General features: G+C 69.2%; 21 protein-coding genes. 14 read left to right on the top strand and 7 right to left on the bottom strand.

Going from position 1 to position 18,930, the window contains the following annotated elements:
* Window positions 1–7 precede the first annotated feature (7 nt).
* Window positions 8–781 (top strand): siderophore-interacting protein, encoded by a 774-nt coding sequence (locus C7444_RS06460; RefSeq protein WP_110400009.1) that lies wholly within the window; start codon window positions 8–10, stop codon window positions 779–781.
* A 41-nt stretch (window positions 782–822) separates the two neighbouring features.
* Here the strand turns inward: C7444_RS06460 and C7444_RS06455 are convergent, their stop codons facing one another.
* Entirely contained in the window at window positions 823–1,722 is a 900-nt protein-coding gene (locus C7444_RS06455; protein WP_110400008.1) for a LysR family transcriptional regulator, read from the bottom strand.
* Window positions 1,723–1,854: 132 nt separating this feature from the next.
* On the opposite strand from C7444_RS06455, the gene C7444_RS06450 reads away from it, so the two are divergent.
* From C7444_RS06450 to C7444_RS06430, 5 genes are read left to right on the top strand one after another with little or no spacing between them, the layout of a single operon-like run.
* Window positions 1,855–3,132: an ABC transporter substrate-binding protein gene (locus tag C7444_RS06450; protein ID WP_110400007.1), complete on the top strand. Its 1,278-nt coding sequence runs from the start codon at window positions 1,855–1,857 to the stop codon at window positions 3,130–3,132.
* On the top strand, window positions 3,132–3,866 hold the full coding sequence (locus C7444_RS06445) for an ABC transporter ATP-binding protein (protein ID WP_110400006.1): 735 nt from the start codon (window positions 3,132–3,134) through the stop codon (window positions 3,864–3,866). The genes C7444_RS06450 and C7444_RS06445 overlap by 1 nt, the downstream gene beginning before the upstream one ends.
* Before the next feature lies 1 nt (window position 3,867).
* Window positions 3,868–4,593: an ABC transporter ATP-binding protein gene (locus C7444_RS06440; RefSeq protein ID WP_110400005.1), complete on the top strand. Its 726-nt coding sequence runs from the start codon at window positions 3,868–3,870 to the stop codon at window positions 4,591–4,593.
* A gap of 30 nt (window positions 4,594–4,623) precedes the next feature.
* Window positions 4,624–5,481, top strand: coding sequence for a branched-chain amino acid ABC transporter permease (locus C7444_RS06435; RefSeq protein WP_110400004.1), 858 nt, complete (start codon window positions 4,624–4,626; stop codon window positions 5,479–5,481).
* 25 nt (window positions 5,482–5,506) lie between these two features.
* A complete protein-coding gene (locus C7444_RS06430) occupies window positions 5,507–6,595 on the top strand; it encodes a branched-chain amino acid ABC transporter permease (RefSeq protein ID WP_110400062.1) in 1,089 nt (362 codons plus the stop codon).
* Here the strand turns inward: C7444_RS06430 and C7444_RS06425 are convergent.
* A complete protein-coding gene (locus C7444_RS06425; protein WP_110400003.1) occupies window positions 6,583–7,293 on the bottom strand; it encodes a dienelactone hydrolase family protein in 711 nt (236 codons plus the stop codon). The genes C7444_RS06430 and C7444_RS06425 overlap by 13 nt on opposite strands.
* A 297-nt stretch (window positions 7,294–7,590) precedes the next feature.
* Here C7444_RS06425 and C7444_RS06420 point away from each other — a divergent pair, with 297 nt between their 5' ends.
* From C7444_RS06420 to C7444_RS06390, 7 genes are read left to right on the top strand one after another with little or no spacing between them, the layout of a single operon-like run.
* Window positions 7,591–8,517, top strand: a complete 927-nt coding sequence (locus C7444_RS06420; protein ID WP_110400002.1) for a catechol 2,3-dioxygenase — start codon at window positions 7,591–7,593, stop codon at window positions 8,515–8,517.
* Between the two features lie 43 nt (window positions 8,518–8,560).
* Entirely contained in the window at window positions 8,561–9,373 is an 813-nt protein-coding gene (dmpE, locus tag C7444_RS06415; protein ID WP_110400001.1) for a 2-oxopent-4-enoate hydratase, read from the top strand.
* A 51-nt stretch (window positions 9,374–9,424) separates the two neighbouring features.
* A complete protein-coding gene (gene dmpH / locus C7444_RS06410) occupies window positions 9,425–10,213 on the top strand; it encodes a 2-oxo-3-hexenedioate decarboxylase (RefSeq protein ID WP_110400000.1) in 789 nt (262 codons plus the stop codon).
* 31 nt (window positions 10,214–10,244) lie between these two features.
* A complete protein-coding gene (locus C7444_RS06405; protein ID WP_110399999.1) occupies window positions 10,245–10,436 on the top strand; it encodes a 2-hydroxymuconate tautomerase in 192 nt (63 codons plus the stop codon).
* A gap of 13 nt (window positions 10,437–10,449) precedes the next feature.
* A complete protein-coding gene (locus C7444_RS06400) occupies window positions 10,450–11,385 on the top strand; it encodes an acetaldehyde dehydrogenase (acetylating) (protein ID WP_110399998.1) in 936 nt (311 codons plus the stop codon).
* 18 nt (window positions 11,386–11,403) lie between these two features.
* The gene (gene dmpG / locus C7444_RS06395; RefSeq protein WP_110399997.1) at window positions 11,404–12,441 is read left to right on the top strand and encodes a 4-hydroxy-2-oxovalerate aldolase; all 1,038 of its coding nucleotides are present in this window, start codon (window positions 11,404–11,406) and stop codon (window positions 12,439–12,441) included.
* Window positions 12,442–12,478: 37 nt separating this feature from the next.
* Complete coding sequence (locus C7444_RS06390; RefSeq protein WP_110399996.1) at window positions 12,479–13,060, top strand: DsbA family protein; 582 nt, start codon at window positions 12,479–12,481, stop codon at window positions 13,058–13,060.
* Window positions 13,061–13,077: 17 nt separating this feature from the next.
* Here C7444_RS06390 and C7444_RS06385 read toward each other — a convergent pair whose 3' ends face one another.
* The 5 genes from C7444_RS06385 to C7444_RS06365 are packed head-to-tail and all read right to left on the bottom strand — an operon-like array spanning window position 13,078 to window position 17,697.
* Window positions 13,078–14,040: an SMP-30/gluconolactonase/LRE family protein gene (locus C7444_RS06385; RefSeq protein WP_110399995.1), complete on the bottom strand. Its 963-nt coding sequence runs from the start codon at window positions 14,038–14,040 to the stop codon at window positions 13,078–13,080.
* Window positions 14,041–14,044: 4 nt separating this feature from the next.
* Complete coding sequence (locus tag C7444_RS06380; RefSeq protein ID WP_110399994.1) at window positions 14,045–14,881, bottom strand: NAD-dependent epimerase/dehydratase family protein; 837 nt, start codon at window positions 14,879–14,881, stop codon at window positions 14,045–14,047.
* Window positions 14,882–14,934: 53 nt separating this feature from the next.
* Window positions 14,935–16,227 carry a TRAP transporter large permease gene (locus C7444_RS06375; RefSeq protein ID WP_110399993.1) on the bottom strand — a complete coding sequence of 431 codons (1,293 nt, stop codon included), beginning with the start codon at window positions 16,225–16,227 and terminating at the stop codon, window positions 14,935–14,937.
* The gene (locus tag C7444_RS06370; RefSeq protein WP_110399992.1) at window positions 16,218–16,706 is read right to left on the bottom strand and encodes a TRAP transporter small permease; all 489 of its coding nucleotides are present in this window, start codon (window positions 16,704–16,706) and stop codon (window positions 16,218–16,220) included. Before C7444_RS06370 ends, C7444_RS06375 begins: the two co-directional genes overlap by 10 nt.
* A gap of 22 nt (window positions 16,707–16,728) precedes the next feature.
* On the bottom strand, window positions 16,729–17,697 hold the full coding sequence (locus tag C7444_RS06365) for a TRAP transporter substrate-binding protein (protein WP_110399991.1): 969 nt from the start codon (window positions 17,695–17,697) through the stop codon (window positions 16,729–16,731).
* A gap of 179 nt (window positions 17,698–17,876) precedes the next feature.
* Between C7444_RS06365 and C7444_RS06360 the strand changes: the two genes are divergently transcribed.
* Window positions 17,877–18,908 carry a LacI family DNA-binding transcriptional regulator gene (locus C7444_RS06360; RefSeq protein WP_170130653.1) on the top strand — a complete coding sequence of 344 codons (1,032 nt, stop codon included), beginning with the start codon at window positions 17,877–17,879 and terminating at the stop codon, window positions 18,906–18,908.
* Window positions 18,909–18,930 lie beyond the last annotated feature (22 nt).

Here is an 18,930-nt window from a genome sequence, read left to right as displayed (position 1 = left end):
CAAGACCATGAACACCCGCACCGAGCCCGAGCCCCTGCCTGCAAGCCCCCCCGCCAGCCTGCGCCGCGTGGAGCGGGTGCGCCACGAACTCAAGCGCCGCCACCTGGTGGTCCGTCGTGTCGCCGACCTCAGCCCGCAGGTGCGCCGCATCACCTTTGCCGGCGACGAGCTGGGCGACTTCGTCAGCGCGTCCTTCGACGACCACGTCAAGCTGATGTGGCCGGCGCCCGAAGGGGTCGAGCCGGTGCGGCGCGACTACACGCCACGCCGCTTCGACCCCGTCGCCGGTGAACTGGACATCGAGTTCGCGCTGCACGGCCACGGCCCGGCCGCCGCCTGGGCCGCGCAGGCCGCCCCGGGCCAGACGCTGATGATCGGCGGCCCGCGCGGCTCCTTCATCATCCCCACCGACTTCGACTGGCACCTGCTGGTGGGCGACCTGTCGGCCTTGCCCGCGATCGCCCGGCGACTCGAGGAGCTGCCCGCCACCGCCCGGGTGCTGGTCATCGCCGACGTGCCCGAGGGCGATCGCCGCGAGCTCGCCAGCGCGGCCCGGGTGCAGCTGCAATGGGTGGACGGCGAGGCCGCCACGCTGGCCGCCGCCCGCCAGCTGACGCTGCCCGCCGGCGAGGGTCATGTCTGGTGCGCCGGCGAGGCACGGACCATGGCGGCGCTGCGGCACGTGCTGGTGGAAGAGCAGGGCGTGAACCGTCACGCGATCCGCGCCGCGGCCTACTGGAAGCGCGGCGCCGCGGCGCACCACGCGCATCTGGAGGACTGAAGCGCGGGGCGGACGGGGTGACCCGGGTGGGATCGGCGGCCTCAGACCGCCCGTGCTGCGCCCGAGAAGCTGTCCCTCACCGTCTGGCACAACGTCTTCAGGTCCGGCGAGATGTCCGAGGCGCGGGTGCTCATCAGGATGGGCGAGCTGACGCCCAGGTCGCTGATCGGCCGGTAGGTGACATCGTCGCGCCGCAGCCGCTGCACCGAGCGCGGCACCAGCGAAACCCCGATGCCTGCGGCCACCAGGCCGATGGCGGTCTGCAGGCCGTTGGTCTCGAAGGTCCGCACGATCGGACACCCCCGGACGCGGAACTGCGCCGCGACCTGATCGGCGAAGCTGGGCCGGGGCTGGGACGGATAGAGAATCACCTGCTGCTGCGCCAGCGCCTGCAGTGACACGGACGGCGCGTCCGCCAGCACACTGTCGACCGGCAGCACGGCGATCAGCGGCTCCTCCTCGATCAGGGCGTGGAGCAGCCCCTCCGCATCGATGGCGACACGCCCGAACCCCACGTCGATGCGCCCGGCCTGCAGCGCCTGGGCCTGCTGCACCGAGGTCAGCTCGGACAGCACGACATCGATGTCCGGATGCTCGTCCATGAAGCCGCGGATGGTGTTGGGCAGGCTGCCGTAGAGCATCGAGGGCACGAACCCGATGCCGAGCCAGCGCCGCTGCCCCGCGCCCAGCCGCCGGGTGGCCTGGATCACCTCCTCGATGCGGCCCAGCACCTGGGTCGACTGCTCGTAGAAGAACGCCCCGGCCCGGGTCAGGGCCAGCGGCCGCACCGACCGGTCGATCAGCATGACGCCGAGCTCTTCCTCGAGCTGCTGGATCTGGCGCGACAGCGGTGGCTGGGCGATGTGCAGCTGTTCCGCCGCCCGGGTGAAATTGAGCGTACTGGCCAGCGCCTCGAAATAACGCAGATGTCTGAGTTCCAACAATACCCCCGAGGTATGACAGAAGAGTCCATCGATATTGGACACCGGCAAATGCCCGATGGGAAGATCTGCCGCAGTCGGAAGTGAACCCGCCACAAGAGTTCCCCGGCCATCATGACAGGAGACAGACAGATGAATCAGGAAATTTCACGGCGCACCTTGCTGAAGGTGGCTTCGGCCGGCACGCTGGCCTCGGCGCTGAATTCAAGCCCGGTCCGCGCCCGCAGCGCCAATACCATCAGGATCGGTTATGTCAGCCCGCAGACCGGGCCGCTGGCCGCATTTTCCGAACCGGATCGATTCACGCTGGAGCAGGTCCGCAAGGCAGTATCTGGCGGCATCAGCATCGGTGGGCGGAAATACGCCGTGGAGATTTTCTACAAGGATTCTCAATCCAGTTCCAACAAGGCCGGATCGGCCGCCGCCGAACTCATCCTGCGTGACCAGGTCGATCTGGTGCTGGCTTCAGCCACGCCCGGCACCTGCAACCCGGTGGCCGACCAGTGCGAGCTCAACGGCGTGCCCTGCATCACCAACGACGCGCCGTGGCAGCCGTACTTCTTCGGCCGCAAGGGCGATCCGAAGAAGGGCTTCGAGTGGACCTACCACTTCTTCTGGGGCCTGGAGGACGTGATCGGTGCCTTCGCCGGCCTGTGGGGCCAGATGCCGACCAGCAAGGCCGTCGGCGCGCTGTGGCCCAACGACGAGGACGGCAACGCCTGGGGTGACGGCAGGATCGGATTCCCCTCCACGCTGGCGACCAGGGGCTTCAAGGTGGTGGACCGCGGCCGTTTCCAGTCGCCGATCAACGATTTTTCGTCCTTCATTTCCGAGTTCAAGAAACAGCAGGTCGAGATCGTCACCGGCGTGCTGCCGCCGCCCGACTTCGCCAACTTCTGGAACCAGACCGGTCAGCAGGGCTTCCGGCCGAAGATCGTGACGGTGGCCAAGGCGACCGAGTTCCCCGCGGCGGTGGCCGCCTTCGGCGATCGTGCCGAGGGACTGACGGTCGAGCTGATGTGGAGCCCGGGCCATCCCTTCAAGTCATCGATGACCAGCCAGAGCTCGCGCGAGCTGGCCGATGCCTACCAGGGCGCCACGGGCCGACCGTGGATCGTCACGCTGGGCTTCAAGCAGGCGCTGTTCGAGGTCGCCCTCGACGTGCTGAGGCGCTCGACCGATCGCAGCCCCGAAGCCATCCGCGACGCGATCCGGGAGACGAACCTCGCCACCACCGTCGGGCCGGTCAACTTCCGCACCGGCCCGGTGCCCAATGTCAGCAAGACACCGCTGGTCGTCGGGCAGTGGAAGCGCAGCACGAAGAAGGCGCTCGAGCTGATGATCGTCGACAACACGCTCGCGTCAAACATCCCGAAGCAGGCCGCGCTCGAGCCGATCCGGTACGCCTGATGGTGGCCGCCCCCACTCCCCTGCTGCGCCTGCACGCGGTCGGCAAACGCTACGGCGCGCTGGTCGTCACCAGCGACATCACGCTGGACGTGAGGCGTGGCGAGACGCTCGGCATCCTCGGGCCCAACGGCGCCGGCAAGACCACGCTGTTCAACCTGATCTCGGGCGACGTGCGGGCCGACAGCGGCCGCATCGAGTACGACGGCCGGGATGTCACCGCGCTGGCCCCGCACCAGCGCTGCCGCCGCGGCATCGGCCGCAGCTACCAGGTGCCGCAGCCCTTCGGCCACATGACGGTCTTCGAGAACCTGGTCACCGCCGCCTGCTTCGGCGGCGGCCAGTCCGAGCAGCGGGCCTGGCAGACCGCGGTCGAGATCCTCGATCAGACCGGCCTGAAGGCCAGGGCCAACCAGGCCGCCGGCAGCCTGTCGCTGCTCGACCGCAAGCGACTGGAGCTGGCGCGTGCGCTGGCGACCCGGCCCGACCTGCTGCTGCTCGACGAGATCGCCGGCGGCCTGACCGAGCACGAGGCGCGCGAGCTGGTCGACGAACTGCGCCGCATCAAGGCCGCGGGCGTGACCATGGTCTGGATCGAGCATGTGGTGCACGCGCTGCTGTCGATCGCCGACCGGCTCTTCGTCATCAACTTCGGCGCGAAGCTGGCCGAAGGCGAGCCGCAGGCGGTGATGAACGACCCCGAGGTGCGCCGGGTCTACATGGGCATGGAGGCCTGAGATGGACACGACGACGAGGGCAGCGGCGACGCCGCTGCTGCAGACCCGTGGCCTGCAGGCGCGCTACGGCGACGCGCAGGCGCTGTTCGGCATCGATTTCCGGCTCGACGCCGGCGAGGTGGTGGCGATCATCGGCGCCAACGGCGCGGGCAAGAGCACCTTCCTGAAATCGCTGACGGGCCTGGTCCAGGTCGATCCGGGGGCGGTGCGGCTGCGTGGCGAGGCCATCGGCGGGCGGGCACCCGGCGAGATCGTGCGCCGCGGCCTGGCGATGGTGCCGGAGGGGCGGCGGCTCTTCCCCAGCCTCAGCGTCGAGGAGAACCTGCGCATGGGCGCCTTCGCGCGCCGGCCGGGCCGGTGGACGCTGGAGCGGCTCTACACGATGTTCCCGATCCTGAAGGAGAAGCGCCGCCATCCGTCCGGCGCACTGTCGGGCGGACAGCAGCAGATGGTGGCCATCGGCCGCGCCCTGATGAGCAACCCCGACATCCTGCTGTGCGACGAGCTCTCGCTGGGCCTGGCACCGATCGTCATCCGCGAGATCTACGAGGCGATGCCCACGATCACCGCCGACGGCATGAGCGTGGTCATCGTCGAGCAGGACGTGACGCTGGCGCAGCAGGTCTCGCGCCGCGTCTACTGCTTCCAGGAAGGCCGCGTCTCGCTCGAGGGCGACAGCAGCGCGCTGAGCCGCGAGCAGATCAGCCAAGCCTACTTCGGCCTCTGAACCGGCCCCATTCTTTCAGGACCCCCTCTCATGGAAACGCTGATCCAGGGACTGCTGCTCGGCGGCCTCTACGCCCTGTTCGCCCAGGGCCTGTCGGTGATGTTCGGCGTGATGCGCCTGACCAACATCGCGCAGGGCGACTTCATCGTGCTGGCCGCCTTCGGCGGCATCGCGCTGGCGCCGCTGCTGGGTGGTCACCCGCTGTGGGTGCTGCTCCTGCTGCTGCCGCTGGGCTTCGGTGCCGGCTGGGCGCTGCAGGCCGGCGTGCTCAACCGCACGCTCGGCCGTGACCCGCTGCCCTCGCTGGTGGTGACCTTCGGCCTGTCGGTGGTGGTCCAGAACGGACTGCAGGAGCTCTTCTCGGCCGACCCTCGCTCGCTGACCGTCGAGGGGCTGGGCACGAGCAGTCTCGCGCTGGGCGACATCAGCATCGGCGTGCTGCCGCTGCTGATCCTGGGTGTGGCGCTGCTGTGCACCGCCGGGCTGCAGGCGTTGTTCAGCCACACGCCGATCGGCCGGGCTTTCCGTGCCGTCTCCGACGACCGTGACATCGCCGAGCTGATGGGGCTGGACGCACGGCGCGTCTGCGCGATGGCCACCGGCCTGGCCTTTGCCCTGATCGTGCTGGCCGGGCTGCTGCAGTCGATGCGCACCACGGTGGCACCGACCGACGGCCCGACGCTGCTGCTCTTCGCCTTCGAGGCGGTGATCATCGGCGGATTGGGCTCGTTCTGGGGCACGCTGACCGGCGCGCTGGTGCTCGGGGTCGCTCAGCAGGTCGGCTTCCAGGTCGACCCCGGCTGGGGGCTGTGGTTCGGACACCTGGTCTTCCTGGCGGTGCTGGTGGTGCGACCGCAGGGCCTGTTCCCGAAAACCCGCGGCGGATGACGACTGGCGGATGGAGACACACAAGATGACGACGACGGATTTCAACGTGCAGCGCAGCAGCCCGGCCAGCCGGATCACGCTGGTGCTGGGTGCGGCCTGGCTGGTGATGGCCACGACGCTGCCATTCTGGGGCGAGGCCTCATGGATGCGGGAGATGGTCGAGTTCTCCTGCTACTTCATCTTCGCGATGATGTGGAACCTGCTGGCCGGCTACGGCGGCATGGTCTCGGTCGGCCAGCAGGCCTTCTTCGGGCTGGGCGGCTACCTGATGCTCGCGCTGAGCGATCTGGGCGGCATCAACCCCTTCGTCGCGATCCCGCTGGCGGCACTGGGCGCCGGCGTGATGGCCGTGCCGCTGTCGTGGATCGCCTTCCGGCTGCAGGGCGGCTACTTCGCCATCGGCACCTGGGTGATCGCCGAGGTCCTGCGGCTGACGGTGGCCAACATCGCGGCGGTCGGCGGCGGCTCGGGCACGAGCCTGACCGCGCTGCGCGGCCTGTCGCGGCTGGTGCGCCAGCAGACCACCTACTGGATCGCGGTGGCCTGCGTGGTGGCGTGCATCGTCGGCATCTACCTCTTCCTGCGCAGCAAGCAGGGCCTGGCGCTGCAGGCGATCCGCGACAACCCGGTCGCCGCCGAGAGCCAGGGCATCGCCGTCGGCCGCATGAAGCTGAGGGTCTACATGGTCGCGGCCGCCGGCTGCGGCCTGGCGGGTGCGCTCTACTTCGTCGGCAACCTGCGCATCAGCCCGGACGCGGCCTTCGGCGTGAACTGGACCGCCTTCGCGATCTTCATCGTCGTCATCGGCGGCATCGGCCGCATCGAGGGGCCGATGGTCGGCGCCGTGCTGTTCTGGCTGATGAACAAGTTCCTCGCCGACTACGGCACCTGGTATCAGATGGGCCTGGGGCTGCTGGCCATCGCCGTGACGCTGTTCTTCCGCCAGGGCCTGTGGGGCGTGGTGCAGGGCTGGATCGGCAGCTCGCTGTTCCCGACGCAGCGGGTGCTGGTGGTCTCGGCGCCGTCGGCCAGCGCCGCACGCGGCCCGGCCGCCGAGCGCGCGGGCAGCGCTGCACCCACCGCCCTGTCGCCACCCTGCGCTCAGAACAGCTGAGACAGGAACACCAGGCTGCGCCCCTGCGCCAGCACCGCGCTGGCCGGGTCGTGCGCGGCGCGGGCCCAGCAGTTGAAGCCGTGCTGCGCCTGCGGGTAGTCGTGGAACTCGGCCTGCGCAGCGGCGGGCGCGGTGGCCATCGCCGTGCGCACCGCGGCCACCGCCTCGGGCGGGATGCTCGGGTCGTGGCCGGCGTGGTGGAACTGCACCGGCACGGTGATGCGCTCGGCCAGCGCGGCCAGATCCGGCTGCGCGGCGATGCCGCCGCCGTAGTAGCAGACCGCCGCATCCACCCCGCACAGCGCCGCCGCCAGGAAGGCCAGCCGCCCGCCCATGCAGTAGCCGACCGCGCCGACGCGGCCGCTGCATTCAGGGCGCGCCCTCAGGGCCGCGAGGCTGGCCTGCATGTCGGCCACCGCCTGCTCGCGGGTCAGGGTGCGCATCAGCGCCAGGGCCCGGTCGCGGTCCTCGCCCACGTAGTCCAGCTCGATGCGAGGTGCCTCGCGCCAGAACAGGTCCGGCACGAGCACGCTGAAGCCGGCCAGCGCGCACTGCTCGGCCACCGCCCGCACGTGGGCATTCACGCCGAAGATCTCCTGCAGCAGCAGCAGGCCCGGGCCGTGGCCGGCGGGAGGGCGGACGAAAAAGGCATCCATGGTGCCGCCGGAGGTGGGCACGCTGATCCATTCGGTGTGCATGGAGGTGAGGGCGTCGCCGCCCCGGAATGTGAAGGGTGCCCAGTCTATTGCGCCCCCGGCGCACCCGGGTGATCACGCAATGACGGGCGCGATCACCGGCCGTGATCGGCATCGACCACGATGGCACCGGATCCGGTGCGGCATACCCTGCAGGTATGCCACCGGACGGCAACGATATTGGACGGCCGGCCCGGCCCGATGAATCATGCCGACATGGCCCGGCATCGAACCTGTCCTGAAGCGGACGGGGGATGTGAACGAAGCGCCTGATCAGACAAGAGACGAAGGAGACAAGACATGGCACTCACTGGTGTGATCCGTCCCGGACATTGCCAGCTGCGGGTTCTGGACCTGGAGCGATCGATCCATTTTTACACCCACGTGATGGGACTCAAGCCGATGGGGCGTGATGCCTCGGGACGCGCCTACTTCAAGTGCCTGGACGAGCGTGACCACCACAGCCTGATCCTGCGCCAGGCCGATCGGGCCGGCATGGATTTTTATGCCTTCAAGGTCAGCGACGTCGCCGCGCTCGATCGCCTGGAAGAGGACCTGAGGGCCTATGGCGTGGCCACCGAGCGCATCCCTGCCGGCGAGCTGCTGGAGACCGGCGAGCGCGTGCGCTTCCGGGTGCCCACCGGCCATGTCTTCGAGCTGTACGCGCACAAGACGGACGTGGGCAACGAGATGGGCTACCTGAACCCCGAGGCCATCATCGACGGCCGCAAGGGCATCTCGCCGATCCGCCTGGACCACTGGCAGATCCACGGCAACGACCTCGATGGCAGCCGCGACCTGTTCTGCAAGGTGCTGGGCTTCACCGTGGCCGAACGGGCGCTGATGGCCGATGGCCGGACCGACATGGCGGTGTGGATGAGCTGCTCGAACAAGGCGCACGACATCGCCTTCGTGCGTGATGCCCGTGACGACACGCTGCACCACGCCTCCTTCCTGCTCGGCACCTGGGAGCAGGTGCTCAAGGCCGCCGACGTGATCACCATCCACCGCGTGGCGATGGACATGGGCCCGATGCGCCACGGCATCACCAAGGGCACCACGATCTACGCCTTCGACCCGTCCGGCAACCGCTTCGAGACCTTCTGCGGCGGCTACGACTTCTACCCGGACATGCAGCCCACCGTCTGGACCTGGGAGGAGATGGGGCGCGGCGTCTTCTATCACACCCGCGAGCTCAACGAACGCTTCCTGAGCGTCGTGACCTGAACGAGCGCCCGAGCCTCCATCGATCCGCCTTCCGACACACACCATGAACGCCCACGATCCCTTCCACGCCACGCCCGCCGACCTCCACCTCGAGGCGCTCGGCGACGAGCTGCACGCCGCGCTGCGCAGCGCCACCCCGATCGACCCGCTGACCCGTCGCCACCCCGAGCTGGGCATCGAGCAGGCCTACCGCATCCAGCAGCGCCTGATCCAGCGCCGGCTGGCGGACGGCGAGCGCCTCGTCGGCAAGAAGATCGGCGTCACCTCCAGGGCCGTGATGGACCTGCTGGGCGTGCACCAGCCCGACTTCGGCATGCTGACCGACACGATGATCGTGCACCAGGGCGACAGCATCGACATGGCCACGCTGATCCAGCCCAAGGCCGAGGGCGAGATCGCCTTCCTGCTCAAGCGCGACCTGACGGGCCCGGGCGTGAGCGTGGCCGACGTGCTGGCCGCCACCGAATGTGTGATGCCCTGCTTCGAGATCGTCGATTCGCGCATCCGCGACTGGAAGATCAGGATCGCCGACACCGTGGCGGACAACGCCTCCTGCGGCGTGTTCGTGCTCGGCAGCCAGGCCGTGAGCCCGCTGGCGATCGACCTGCACACCTGCGGCATGGTGCTGGAGAAGAACGGCGAGGTGGTGGTGACGGGGGCCGGTGCGGCCGCGCTGGGCTCGCCGCTGAACGCGGTGGCCTGGCTGGCCAACACGCTGGGCCGGCTGGGCATGGGCCTGAAGGCGGGCGAGGTGATCCTCTCCGGCGCCCTGGGCGCGATGGTGCCGGCCCAGCGCGGTGACCACTTCCGCGTCGCCATCGGCGGGCTGGGCGAATGCTCGGTGCGCTTTGCCTGATCACGCGGCTGCGCGATCCACCCCTGGTTCAACCTTCACCGAGTCCACCCGATGACCCTCGACGACCTCACCATCGAAACCCTGGCCGAACGGCTGGAAAGCTGCCAGCTGCAGGTGCGCGACACGCACCGGATCACCGACGACTTTCCCGGCATGGACTGGGAAGACGCCTACGCCGTGCAGGCCGCCATCCTGGCGCGCAAGCTGGCGCGCGGCCGCCGGCTCGCCGGTCTCAAGGCCGGCCTGACCTCGATGGCCAAGATGAAGCAGATGGGCGTGACCAGCCCCGTGTTCGGCTGGATGACCGACGACTACACCGTGCCGCACGGCGGCGAGGTCCGGACCGCCGAGCTGATCCACCCCCGGGTGGAGCCGGAAATCGCCTTCGTGCTGAAGAAGCCCCTGCGCGGTCCGGGCTGCCACATCGCCGCGGTGCTGGAGGCCACCGACTTCGTGCTGCCCGGCATCGAGGTGATCGACAGCCGCTACAAGGACTTCAAGTTCGACCTCAAGAGCGTCGTCGCCGACAACACCTCGGCGGCCCGCTTCGTGGTGGGCGGCCAGCCGGCCCGGGTCGACGCGGTCGACCTGCGCACCGTCGGCGTCGTGCTGGAGAAGAACGGCGAGCCGGTGGCCTTCGGCGCCGGTGCGGCCGTGCTGGGCCACCCGGCCACCGCGATCGCCGAACTTGCCAACCACCTGGGCCGCCGGGGTCAGGAGATCCCGGCCGGCACGCTGATCCTGTCAGGCGGCATCACCGAGGCCGTGCCGGTCCGGGCCGGCGACCACGTCTGCCTGCATGTCCAGGGCATGGGCAGCACCAGCCTGCGTTTCGTCTGAATCCCCATCCCGCATTCAAGGAGAGTTCATCATGCCGTTTGCACAGATCTACATGATCGAAGGCCGCACCGAGGACCAGAAGCGCGCCGTCATCGAGAAGGTCAGCACCGCCCTGGTCGAGGCCACCGGTGCGCCCAGGGAAGCCATCCGCGTCTGGATCCAGGAGGTGCCCCGGACGAACTGGGGCATCGCCGGCCAGACCGCCAAGGACCTGGGCCGCTGACCGGGAGCCGAGCATGAACAACAGGATCAAGTGCGCCCTGATCGGGCCCGGCAACATCGGCACCGACCTGCTGGCCAAGCTGCAGCGCAGCCCGGTGCTCGAGCCGGTCTGGATGGTGGGCATCGACCCGGCCTCCGACGGGCTTCAACGCGCCCGCGAACTGGGCCTGAAGACCACCGCCGACGGTGTCGACGGACTGGTTCCCCACCTGCGGGCCGATGGCGTGCAGATCGTCTTCGACGCCACCAGCGCCTACGTGCACGCCGAGAACTCGCGCAAGGTCAATGCCGAAGGGGCGCTGATGATCGACCTGACGCCGGCGGCCATCGGCCCGTTCTGCGTGCCACCGGTCAACCTGAAGCAGCACGTCGGCTCGGGCGAGATGAACGTCAACATGGTGACCTGCGGCGGCCAGGCCACCATCCCGATGGTGGCGGCGGTCAGCCGCGTGCAGCCGGTGGCCTACGGCGAGATCGTCGCCACGGTGTCCAGCCGCTCGGTCGGCCCGGGCACGCGCAAGAACATCGACGAGTTCACCCGCACCACGGCCGGCGCGGTCGAGCAGGTCGGCGGCGCCCGGCGCGGCAAGGCCATCATCATCGTCAACCCGGCCGAGCCGCCGCTGATGATGCGCGACACCGTGCACTGCCTGGTCGAGGGCGAGCCCGACCAGGCGGCCATCACCGCCAGCGTGCACGCCATGCTGGCCGAGGTGCAGAAGTACGTTCCCGGCTACCGCCTGGTCAACGGCCCGGTGTTCGACGGCCAGCGGGTATCGATCTTCCTGGAGGTGGAAGGCCTGGGGGACTACCTGCCCAGGTACGCCGGCAACCTCGACATCATGACCGCGGCGGCGGCGCGCACGGCCGAGATGTTCGCCGAAGAGATCCTGGCTGGCCGGCTGACGCTGCAGGCCCGCGCCGCGGCCGCCGAGCCGGTGACCGCCTGACCCGCACGGAGCAAAGCCATGACACTGCAAGGCAAGAAGATCACCCTCCACGACATGACGCTGCGTGATGGCATGCACCCCAAGCGCCACCTGATGACGCTCGAGCAGATGAGCTCGATCGCTCAAGGGCTGGATCAGGCGGGGGTGCCGCTGATCGAGGTCACGCACGGCGACGGCCTGGGCGGCAGCTCGGTCAACTACGGTTTCCCCGCCCACACCGACGAGCAATACCTGGGCACCGTGGTGCCGCTGATGAAGCAGGCCAGGGTCTCGGCGCTGCTGCTGCCGGGCATCGGCACGGTCGACCACCTGAAGATGGCCCATGAACTGGGCGTGGGCACCATCCGCGTGGCCACCCACTGCACCGAGGCCGACGTGTCGGAGCAGCACATCACGCAGGCCCGCAAGCTCGGCATGGACACGGTGGGCTTCCTGATGATGAGCCACATGGCCAGCGCGGAGCAGCTGGTCACCCAGGCCCGGCTGATGGAGGGTTATGGCGCCCACTGCGTCTACGTGACCGACTCGGCCGGCTACCTGCTGCCCGATGGCGTCAGGGAACGGCTCTCGGCGGTGCGCGACGCGCTCAAGCCCGAGACCGAGCTGGGCTTCCACGGTCACCACAATCTGGCGATGGGCGTGGCCAACTCGGTCGCCGCCATCGAGGCCGGCGCCACCCGCATCGACGCGGCCGCCGCGGGCCTCGGCGCCGGGGCGGGCAACACGCCGATGGAAGTGCTCGTCGCCGTGCTCGACCGCATGGGCCTCGAGACCGGCGTGGACGTCTGGAAGATCCAGGACGTCGCCGAGGACCGGGTGGTGCCGATCATGGACTTCCCGATCCGCATCGACCGGGACGCGCTCACGCTGGGCTACGCCGGCGTCTACGGCTCGTTCCTGCTGTTCGCCAAGCGGGCGGGCGCACGGTACGGCATTCCGGCGCGCGACCTGCTGGTCGAGCTGGGCCGACGCCGGATGGTCGGCGGCCAGGAGGACATGATCGAGGACACGGCCCTCACCATGGCCCGCCAGCGCGCCGCACAGGCTGGCGTTTGAGCTGGACAATGTGAGCCCCTTGACGCGGACCCATCACGTGAGCACCACCACCTCCTCCCCCGCACCCGCCACCCGAGCCGCCGACCCGCTGGTCTGGGGCCGGGGGCCGAAGACGCTCGAGGTCTTCCTCGAGCCGACCTGCCCGTTCTCGGCCCGGGCCTTCGCCAAGTTCGACGACCTGCTGGCGCGGGCCGGCGAGGACCGGCTGACGCTGAAGCTGCGGCTGCTGTCGCAGCCCTGGCACCTGTTCTCGCCGGTGATCACGCGCGCCATCCTGGCGGCCTCCACCACCGAGGGGGGCAAGACCGCCGCCAGGGCGGTGATGGCCGCGGTGTTCGCGCAGCGCGACCGTTTCGAGCCGACCGACCACTGCGCCGGTCCGCTGCTCGACTGCAGCGCACGCGCCCTCCTGGCGCTGATCGAGCAGCACAGCGGGGTGGCCCTGACCGAGGCCTTCGCGCGCCCGGCGCTGCAGGTCGACCTGAAGTGGCAGGCGAAGTACGCGCGCCAGAACGGCATCCACGTCACGCCGACCTTCATGATCGACGGGCTGGTCGCCCCCGACATGGGCAGCGGCGAGCCGGTCGAGGCCTGGCTGGACCGGCTCGGCCTGGCCTGACTCGCCGGCCGGCCTCTTCAGCGCACCGCGCCGGTCGTGTTGACGTACAGCGCGTACAGCGAATGGCTGGACGCCATGAACAGCCGGTTGCCCTTGGCCCCGCCGAAGCAGACGTTGGCGCAGCGCTCGGGCAGGTGGATGTGGCCGATCGGCTGGCCCGCCGGGTTGTAGACGCGCACACCGTCCAGGGCGGCGGCGTCGGTCCCCGGCGCACCGTTGGTGCCGAAGCCGCACCAGAGATTGCCCGCCACGTCGCAGGCCATGCCGTCCAGCGCCCCCGGGCCGTCGGCATCGACGTGCAGGCGCCTGTTGGACAGCGTGCCATCGGCGGCGTGGTCATACGCCCAGATGCGCCGGTGCGGCCGGGCGCGGCTCTCGATCACGTAGAGCACCTGCTCGTCGGGCGAGAACGCCAGGCCGTTGGGGCCGTCGAGGTCGTCGAGCGCGCAGTCGAGCCGCCCGGTCGCCGCATCGATCCGGTAGACCCCGTGCGGCCGCTCCGGCGTGCCGGGCTCGCCTTCCCAGTGGCCGTGCAGCCCGAAATCCGGGTCGGTGAACCAGACCGCGCCGTCGCGTCGGCACAGCGTGATGTCGTTGGGCGAGTTCAACCGCGCCCCCTCGTACCGATCGGCCAGCACGGTGACGCACCCGTCGTGCTCGGTGCGCGTCACCCGGCGTGTCAGGTGCTCGCAGGTGAGCAGCCGCCCCTGCGCATCACGGGCGTGGCCATTGGCGTTGTTCGAGGGCTGACGGAACACGCTCACCGCTCCGGAGCAGTCGTCCCAGCGCAGGATGCGGTCGTTGGGGATGTCCGACAGCAGCAGGTAGCGCCCGTCACCGAACCACACCGGCCCCTCGGCCCAGCGCAGGCCGGTGGCCAGGCGCTCGACCGACGCGCTGAACAGGCGCAGCTTCAGGAAATCGGGGTGCAGCACCTCGATCGCCGGATCCGGATAACGCATCGACAGGGGCTCGTTCATGGGCTCAGACCGCTTCGTCGAAGAAGGGCCCGGTGCGCACGAACATGCCGCCCTGGTGCAGCGTGGCCGGATCGCCGCGGTCGACGTGCTGCTGGCGCGCCTCGACCTCGGCCCGGAACACCTCCGAGCTGTCCTGCGGCCGGTAGCCGATGTGGCGTGCCGGCGTGTTGTCCCACCAGGTGGTGGCGTTGTCGCTCATGCCGTAGATGATGCTGTGGCCCACCACCGGCGCGCCCAGCGCGGCGGCCACCAGGCGTTCGGTGTCGTCGTAGCTCATCCAGGTCGCCAGCATGCGGCGGTCCCGGGGCGCGGCGAACGACGAGCCGATGCGCACGCTGACCGTCTCGAGGCCATGGCGGTCCCAGTACAGCTGCGCGAGGTTCTCGCCAAAGGCCTTGCTCAGGCCGTAGAAGCCGTCCGGGCGCACCGGGTCGCGCGAGCTCACGACCTGATCCTGGCGGTAGAAGCCGGTCACGTGGTTGGAACTGGCGAAGACGATGCGCCGCACGCCGTGCAGCCGGGCGGCCTCGTAGAGGTGGACCATGCCGCTGATGTTGGCGTCGCGGATGGCCTCCCAGCTCTGCTCGGTGGACACGCCGCCGAGGTGGACGATGGCATCGACCCCCTCGACCATCGCCATCACCGCGGCCTTGTCGGCCAGGTCGGCCACGGCGATCTCCTCGCCGGGACCGGCCGGGGCGATGTCGTCGCTGCGGTGCGAGACACGCAGCGTGTCGCAGTAGGCCTTCAGGCGCGGGCGCAGTTCGCTGCCCAGGTTGCCGGCCGCGCCAGTCAGCAGCAGGCGGCGGAATCGGATGGAAGTGGCGGGGCGGTCGAGCATGGGAAAGGGTCTCCGGGAAACAGCCCGGCCCGCACCGCGGGCCGGGCACGGTGTCACTTGAACAGGCTGGGCAGCCACAGCGAGAAGGAGGGCACGTAGGTCACCAGCAGCAGGCAGGCACCCAGGGCCCCGTAGAACGGCCCGATCGTGCGCATCACCTGGCCGACCGAGATGCCGCCGATCGCGCAACCGACGAACTGCACCGAGCCGACCGGGGGCGTGTTCAGCCCCAGCGCGCAGTTGATCAGCATGATGATGCCGAACTGCACCGGGTCCATGCCGAACTGCATCGCGATGGGCAGGAAGATGGGCGTGCAGATCAGGATCGTGGCGGCCATGTCCAGGAAGGTGCCCAGGATGAACAGCAGCACGTTGATCATCAGGAAGATCACCCAGGGCTCGCTGGAGATGGACTTCATCAGCTCGCCGGTCTTCTGCGGCACCTCGTAGAGCGCCATGAAGTAGCCGAAGGCCGCCGAGATGCCGATCAGCAGCAGCACCACGCCGGTGGTCTTGCAGGCCTTGGCACAGGCCTTCAGGAAGTTCGACCAGCTCAGCGTGCGGTAGACGAACACCGTGATCAGCAAGGCCCAGGCGACCGCGATGGACGCCGACTCGGTGGCGGTGAACGCACCGGAGAGGATGCCCCCGAGGATGATGACCACCACCAGCAGACCGGGCAGCGAGGCCAGGAACGCCGTCAGTACCGCCTTCCAGCCCCCGAAGCCGCCCGGGCGCACCGGATAACCGCGCTTGACGGCCACCCAGTAGGCCGCGGCCAGGTTGCACAGCGTCAGGATCAGCGCCGGGATCAGCCCGGCCAGCATCAGGCTGAGCACGCTGACCGAGGCGATGCCCGAGGTCGCCAGCGTGAAGATGATCAGGTTGTGCGAGGTCGGCATGATGGCGCCGACCAGGGCCGCGTGGGTGGTGACGTTGACCGCGTAGTCGGCGTCGTAGCCATCCTTCTTCATCAACGGGATCATCACCGAGCCGATCGCCGAGACGTCGGCCAGCGGCGAGCCGGCCACGCCGCCGAAGATGGTGCAGCCCAGCACGTTGCTCATGCCCAGGCCGCCCTTGACGTGGCCGACCAGGCTGTTGGCGAAGCGCACGATGCGCTCGGCGATGCCGCCATAGAGCATCAGCTCGCCGGCGAAGACGAAGAACGGGATGGCCAGGAAGCTGAAGACCTGCATGCCTCCGACCATCTTCTGGAAGACGATGGCCACGGGCAGCCCCGCGGCGATGATCGTGGCCACCGACGACAGCCCGATCGCGAACGCCACGGGCACGCCCAGCAGCAGCAGCACGGTGAAACTCACCGCCAGGATGCTCAGTTCCATGCCGGCACCACTTCCTCGCCGCGCAAATTGGCAGCGATGTGTTCGATCGAGAACAGCACGATCAGCACGCCGGCGATCACCACCGGCAGGTAGTCGATGCCGTCGGGAACCGGCAGCATCGGCTTCTTCTCGCCCCACTTGGCGATCATCCAGCGCCATCCGCCCTGTGCCATCAGCGCACCGAACAGCGCCACCAGCGCGTGGATGAGCACCTCGATGCGGCGCTGCCAGGCCGGTGGCAGCAGCGCGACCATCGATTCCAGCCCGATGTGGCCGGCGTCCCGCACGCCCACGGCCAACCCGAACGAGGTGACGAAGAGCACCAGCAGCATCGCCAGCGCCTCGGCCCAGGTCGGCGTGTCGTTGAAGATGTAGCGGCCGATCACCTGGTACTGCACGCACAGCACCACCGCGATCAGGCCGGCCACCGCCAGCATCAGGCTGAGCCGGGACAGCCCGGCGCAGAACTTGGTGTACATGGTTGCGGTCCCGGCTGCAGGCTTACTTGGTGTCCTGGATGGTCTTGACCAGGCGCTTGAGGTCGGGCGTGGTCATGAACTTGTCGTAGACCGGACCCATCACCGCCTGGAAGGACTTCTTGTCGACCTCGGCGATCTCGGCGCCGCCGGCCTTGACGGCGGCCAGCGACTTGGACTCCTGCTCGTCCCACTTGCGGCGCTGGAAGGCCACCGACTCCCTGGCCGCCGCCCGCACCATGTCCTGCTCGGCCTTGGGCAGCTTGTCCCAGATGAGCTTGGACATCAGCAGCATCTCGGGGGCCATCGAGTGCTCGGTCTTCGAGTAGTACTTGGCCGACTCGTAGTGCTTGACGCTGTCGTAGGACGGGATGTTGTTCTCGGCCGCGTCGATCAGGCCCGTCTTCAGGCCGGTGTAGACCTCGCCGAAGGGCATCGGCGTGGCGTTGCCGCCCATCGCGCCGACCAGCGCCACCCACAGGTCCGACTGCTGGACACGCACCTTCATGCCCTTGACGTCGGCGACCGACCGGATGGGCTTCTTCGCGTACATCGAGCGCGCGCCCGAGTCGTAGAAGGCCAGGCCGATGAAGCCCTGTTCCTCGCAGGATTTCAGGATCTCCTCGCCCGCCGGGCCGTCCAGCGAACGGCGCATGTGCTCGACCGAGTGGAACAGGAAGGGCATGGTCGGCACCTGCGTCTTCTGGCAGATGCCGTTCATCGGGCTGATGTTGACGCGGGCGATGTCGAGGGCGCCGATCTTGAGCTGGTCGATGGTCTCCTTCTCGTTGCCCAGGGCGCCCTTGTTGAACACCTTGATGCGGTGCTTGCCGCCGCTCTTCTGTTCCAGCAGCTGGCTCATGTGCTTGACCGCCACCACCGTCGGGTAGTCGTCGGAGTTGTGGATGTCCGCCGAGCGGAACTCGACCGCATGGGCGCTTCCCAGCGCGAGAGCGAGCAACGGGGCCAGGCGGACGGGGGTGATAACGGGCATGGAAGTCTCCTCGGGTTCTGGATCAGGGATCGACAAGCCGCCACGCGGGCTGGTCCTGCTGTCGCAAATTAAACGTTTAACTTGAGACAAGGTCAAGGTACGACAACTAGTGGTAAGCACCAGTGCGCCTCTTGTCGATGTCTGGAGGTAAACGTTTACTGCCGGCTAAACTCGATCCCATGCCAGACACTTCGCCCCGCAGACGCAAGGCCGCCACCATCCACGACGTGGCCCAGGCCGCCAGCGTGTCCACCGCCACGGTCTCCAAGTTCATCAACGGCGGACAGCGCTTCACCCGCGAGGTCGAGGAGCGTGTCACGCAGGCGATCCGTGATCTCGGCTACCGCTCCAACCCGCTGGCCCGGGGCATGATCACCGGCCGCACGGGCAATGTCGGCCTGGTCATCCTCGACATCCTCAACCCGCACTTCACCAGCCTGGTCAAGGGCGCCTCGCGGGTGGCGATGCGAGCGGGGCTGAACCTGCTGTTCGCCGATGCCACGGAAGGACAGACCCCGGTGCTGGCCATGCTGCAGGACCTCAGCCGGCGCGTCGACGGCCTGATCGTGAGCGCCCGGCTGTCGGAGATCGCCACCGACTGGCTGCAGCACAGCGGGGTGCCGACGGTCTACTACGGCGGCCAGCAGTCGCTGGCCGGTGGCTACGGCGTGGGCGCGGACAGCAAGACCGCCGCCCTGATGCTGGGGCGCTATCTGCGCGACCAGGGACACCGTCGCGTGCACTACGTCGGCTTCAGCGGCGCACGCTGGAGCGCCGACCGCTGGCAGGGCCTGCAGCAGGCCTTCGAAGGCAGCGAGGCCGCCCTGACGCTGCACGACGTCGCCGCGCCCGTGGCCGAGGAGGGCGAGCGCGTGGCGTCGTCCCTGCTGCTGTCGGCGCAGCCACCCGACGTGGTGGTCGCCTACAACGACCTGCTGGCCCTGGGCCTGCTGGGACAGGCCCAGGCCCTGGGCCTGCGCGTGCCCGAAGACGTGTCCATCGCCGGCTTCGACAACATCCTCTACGGTCGCTACACCAGCCCGGCCCTGACCACCGTGGACATGGCCAGCGAACTCACCGGCGAGGTGGCGATGCAGCGGCTGATCGAACGCATCCAGGCCGACCCCGACACGCCCCTGCCCACCGGCCACGAGACCCTGGCCTCGCGCGTGATCGCGCGAGGCTCCACCGCGGCCCGGCGCATGGCGTGAGGCCGCCGCGGCGGCAGGCCCC

The sequence above is a fragment of the Sphaerotilus hippei genome, from assembly GCF_003201595.1.
In the GTDB taxonomy this organism is placed as follows: domain Bacteria; phylum Pseudomonadota; class Gammaproteobacteria; order Burkholderiales; family Burkholderiaceae_C; genus Sphaerotilus; species Sphaerotilus hippei.
The sequence above is the reverse complement of the archived record's forward strand: the minus strand, read 5'-3'. Positions and strand labels throughout refer to the sequence as shown.